A 2,040-nucleotide genomic window follows, 5' to 3' on the forward strand; every position below is an offset into this window, starting at 1 on the left:
CTATAGGAGTTCCGGATCTTGCAAACAACGCCATGGATATCAATGAATTATTCAGTTTTTATGAATTTATTGTCTGTGTTCGCTATTGCACCGCACGATTGAGAAAATGCTGGCACTCTCGGCTATTGCGATTAAAGTGAGGGTAGGTATGTTCCCCGTTTCCGCCATTTCCGATGTGAACTCAACCGCGCCATTGGCGGCGGCTGGCCTTGTTACGGGCACTACGGACGTGACCTCCACCACTGATACCAGCGATGTGTCGGACGTGTCCTCCTTCGGGCAGGTGCTGTCTTCGCTGGCCTTGTCGCAGCGGCGCTTGCGCGATCTGGCGGCGGCTACGGGGTCAACGGTCAACACGGACCAGGTAACGCAGCTCAGCGATATCGTGCAGTCGCTGGCGGAAGCCTTCAACTCGGCGGACAGCACACCCGCCGCCCTGCCCCTGACGCAGGCGCTGCAAGGCCAACTGAACGGACTGCAGAATCTGGGCGTATCCCTGGTGCCTTCGCAGCTCAACGCCGGCACCACGGCGCTCGCGGTCGATCCCGGTGCACTGGAGTCGGCATTCCAGGCGAATCCGCAACGCACTCTGACCACGCTGTCCAGTGTCGCTACCTCTTTCGCGAACGCTGCGGCCAGCGCCGCGCCGGCCGTCATCACGGCCGCGCAGACCCTGCCCGACACGACACCCGAAGTGCCGGGCGCAGCCAACGATCTGGCGCTGCTGGATGCGATCACCAATACCGCGACACCGGCCACGCAAACGGCAGCGCAACGCGAAGCGGCGTTGCAGGCGCAGGCCACGGCCCAGCAGCAGGAGCAGGCGCGCGTCCAGGCGGCCCGCGATCAGCAGGCCCGTCTCGATGCGCAACGGCTGGAGCAAACGCAGGAGGATGCGAACCTCGCTGCGCAAAGCCAGCAGGCCCGTGCCGCCGCTGATCGCTTGCAGACGGCGCGTGACGTCGCCAATGCCCAGCTGTCCACCAATCAGGAGGCAACCCAGCAGCAGCGCATCGCCGAAGCGCAGGCCGCCACCGCGCGGCAGCTGACCAGCACACGCGAGGAAGATGCGGTGACGCAGGCGAATGCCGACCGTCTCACGGCAGAACAGCGCACGCGAGCGACGCAGCAGGCCACAGCACAGCAAACAGCGAACACGCAGGCAGCTACCCGTCTCGCCGCGCAACAGGCGACGGCACAACAGGCAGCGGCGCAGCAGACGGCCGCCCAACAGGACGCAGCGCGTCTCTCGGCCGCGCAGCAGGCCAGCACGCAGCAGGCGGCGCAACAGAACGCGGCGCAGCAAGCGGCTCAGCAACTGGCGTCGCAGCAAGCAGCCCAGCAGACCGAGAACACGCAGCTTGGCCAGACCCGCGCCGAACGCGCAGCGGCTGACCGCCTGAACGCTGCCCGTCAGGCGGTCGCCGAGCAGTCCGCGCAAGCCCAGGATGCTCAACTGGTGGCAGCACGCCTGGCCCAGGCGCGGCAAGCGGCTATCGACGAATTCAACGCAGCCCAGCAAGCCTTGCGGGACGCGCGCAATCAGGCGCAGCGTACGCAGGACACCCGCACGGCGCAGGAACGTTTGCAGCAGGCGCAGACTACGCAGAACCAGGTGCAGTCCACGCAGGAGGACGCAACACGCACTGAAGCCGCACGGCAGCAGACGGCTGCGCAGGACCGCCTGCAGCAGCAGCGTCTCACGCAAACGCAGTACGACGACCGGCTGCAGCAAGCACGCCAGACCACGCAACAAGTCCAGGACGAGCAGCAGGAAGAGCGCCTGCAAACGCAGCGTGAAGCTCTGCGGCGCGCGCAGGCTGCGGCGATTGCGGCCGATCTGGCCACGCGCACGGCGGCGGACAACGCGGCGCGCCAGCAGGCGGCCACTGAAGCATCGGCCAATTCGCAGACGGCGCAACGCGCGGCTACGGCGGCCAGCACGTCAGCAGCAGCTGAACGCACCCGCGTCAACGCCGAGATCACAGCGCGCAATCAGGCAGCCAGCGCGGCAGCGGGCGGGACGGCCGCCGCCGTGGG

Annotated in this window: 1 pseudogene; it reads left to right on the forward strand. The window is 66.7% G+C overall.

Annotated features, from left to right (window positions below):
- Positions 1–148: 148 nt before the first annotated feature.
- Positions 149–2,040: pseudogene (locus AB4Z11_RS30290) on the forward strand (hypothetical protein); the annotation flags it as partial.

Origin of the sequence: Pseudoduganella sp. RAF53_2, from assembly GCF_052113985.1 — a bacterium.
In the GTDB taxonomy this organism is placed as follows: Bacteria; Pseudomonadota; Gammaproteobacteria; order Burkholderiales; family Burkholderiaceae_D; genus Rugamonas.